General features: G+C 51.3%; 1 rRNA gene. It reads left to right on the forward strand.

The features are described 5' to 3' along the window. The first annotated feature begins 115 nt into the window (after positions 1-115). Positions 116-3032: ribosomal RNA gene (locus FC75_RS08095) — 23S ribosomal RNA — on the forward strand.

The following is a 3032-nucleotide window of genomic DNA, read 5'->3' on the forward strand; positions in this document are numbered from 1 at the left end:
TTTGTTCTTTGAAAACTGGATATCATTGTTTTAAAGAAATGCCGAGAACACAGCGTATTTGTATGAGTTTCTAAAAGAAATTCGAATCGCGAAACCGATCGATTTAATCGATCAAGGTTAAGTTACAAAGGGCGCACGGTGGATGCCTTGGCACTAGGAGCCGATGAAGGACGTGACTAACGACGATATGCTTCGGGGAGCTGTACGTAAGCTTTGATCCGGAGATTTCCGAATGGGGGAACCCAGCCACCTTTGGTGGTTATCATTGAGTGAATACATAGCTCAATGAAGGCAAACGCAGGGAACTGAAACATCTAAGTACCTGCAGGAAGAGAAAGCAATTGCGATTCCCATAGTAGCGGCGAGCGAAGTGGGAACAGCCCAAACCAAAGTGCTTGCACTTTGGGGTTGTAGGACCAAACATTGGAGTTACCAAAGTGAGTGATAGACGAAGTCAGCTGGAAAGCTGCGCGAGACAAGGTGAAAGCCCTGTAGTCGAAACCGCTCACCCTCCGTTTGGGATCCTGAGTACGGCGGAACACGTGAAATTCCGTCGGAATCCGGGTGGACCATCACCCAAGGCTAAATACTCCCTAGTGACCGATAGTGAACCAGTACCGTGAGGGAAAGGTGAAAAGCACCCCGGAAGGGGAGTGAAATAGTTCCTGAAACCGTGTGCCTACAATTAGTTGGAGCCCGTTAATGGGTGACAGCGTGCCTTTTGTAGAATGAACCGGCGAGTTACGCTAACATGCGAGGTTAAGGTGAAAAGCCGGAGCCGCAGCGAAAGCGAGTCTGAATAGGGCGAATAAGTATGTTGGTGTAGACCCGAAACCAAGTGACCTACCCATGACCAGGTTGAAGGTGTGGTAAAACGCACTGGAGGACCGAACCCGTGTATGTTGAAAAATGCTGGGATGAGTTGTGGGTAGCGGTGAAATTCCAAACGAACTTGGAGATAGCTGGTTCTCTCCGAAATAGCTTTAGGGCTAGCCTCGGAGGATGGATATTGGAGGTAGAGCACTGTTTGGACTAGGGGCCCATCTTGGGTTACTGAATTCAGATAAACTCCGAATACCAATTATCTTACTCCGGGAGTCAGACGGTGAGCGATAAGGTCCATCGTCGAAAGGGGAACAGCCCAGATCACCAGTTAAGGTCCCTAAATTTATGCTAAGTGGAAAAGGATGTGGCGTTGCACAGACAACTAGGATGTTGGCTCAGAAGCAGCCATCATTTAAAGAGTGCGTAATAGCTCACTAGTCGAGTGACCCTGCGCCGAAAATATACCGGGGCTAAGCATAATACCGAAACTGTGGATGCATCCGTAAGGATGCGTGGTAGGAGAGCGTTCCAAGGGCGTTGAAGGTCGACCGTGAGGACGGCTGGAGCGCTTGGAAGTGAGAATGCCGGCATGAGTAGCGAAAGATCGGTGAGAATCCGATCCACCGTATGACTAAGGTTTTCTGGGGAAGGCTCGTCCTCCCAGAGTTAGTCGGGACCTAAGGCGAGGCCGAGAGGCGTAGTCGATGGCAAACAGGTTGAGATTCCTGTACTGATCTATTTTGTTTGACCGATGGCGGGACGCAGGAGGTTAAGTCAAGCACACGGCTGGAAATGTGTGTCCAAGCACTGAGTCTTGAAGCGAGTGAAATGCTTACTTCTCTAAGGACAAGGTGTGATGGGGAGCGAAATTTAAGTAGCGAAGTGACTGATATCACACTGCCGAGAAAAGCGTCTAGGAAGAAATAGATCACCCGTACCGCAAACCGACACAGGTAGTCGAGGCGAGTAGCCTCAGGTGAGCGAGCGAACTCTCGTTAAGGAACTCGGCAAAATGACCCCGTAACTTCGGAAGAAGGGGTGCTGCACGTGAGTGCAGCCGCAGTGAATAGGCCCAAACAACTGTTTATCAAAAACACAGGTCTCTGCTAAATCGTAAGATGACGTATAGGGGCTGACACCTGCCCGGTGCTGGAAGGTTAAGAGGATGAGTTAGCGTAAGCGAAGCCCAGAATTGAAGCCCCAGTAAACGGCGGCCGTAACTATAACGGTCCTAAGGTAGCGAAATTCCTTGTCGGGTAAGTTCCGACCCGCACGAAAGGTGTAATGATTTGGGCACTGTCTCAACGAGAGACTCGGTGAAATTATAGTACCCGTGAAGATGCGGGTTACCCGCGACAGGACGGAAAGACCCCATGGAGCTTTACTGTAGCTTGATATTGAGTGTTTGTACCGCTTGTACAGGATAGGTAGGAGCCGTAGAGGCCGGAACGCTAGTTTCGGCAGAGGCGTTGGTGGGATACTACCCTTGCTGTATGAACACTCTAACCTGCGCCACTCAGCGTGGCGGGAGACAGTGTCAGGTGGGCAGTTTGACTGGGGCGGTCGCCTCCTAAAATGTAACGGAGGCGCCCAAAGGTTCCCTCAGAATGGTTGGAAATCATTCGCAGAGTGTAAAGGTATAAGGGAGCTTGACTGCGAGACTGACAAGTCGAGCAGGGACGAAAGTCGGGCTTAGTGATCCGGTGGTTCCGTATGGAAGGGCCATCGCTCAACGGATAAAAGCTACCCTGGGGATAACAGGCTTATCTTCCCCAAGAGTCCACATCGACGGGAAGGTTTGGCACCTCGATGTCGGCTCATCGCATCCTGGGGCTGTAGTCGGTCCCAAGGGTTGGGCTGTTCGCCCATTAAAGCGGTACGCGAGCTGGGTTCAGAACGTCGTGAGACAGTTCGGTCCCTATCCGTCGCGGGCGCAGGAAATTTGAGAGGAGCTGTCCTTAGTACGAGAGGACCGGGATGGACGTTCCGCTGGTGTACCAGTTGTGCCGCCAGGCGCATCGCTGGGTAGCTATGAACGGACGGGATAAACGCTGAAAGCATCTAAGTGTGAAGCCCCCCTCGAGATGAGATTTCCCATTCCTATATGGAAGTAAGACCCCTGAGAGATGATCAGGTAGATAGGCTGGAAGTGGAAGTGCAGCGATGCATGGAGCGGACCAGTACTAATCGGTCGAGGACTTAACCAA

Source organism: Lacticaseibacillus camelliae DSM 22697 = JCM 13995 (genome assembly GCF_001436615.1).
Classification (GTDB): domain Bacteria; phylum Bacillota; class Bacilli; order Lactobacillales; family Lactobacillaceae; genus Lacticaseibacillus; species Lacticaseibacillus camelliae.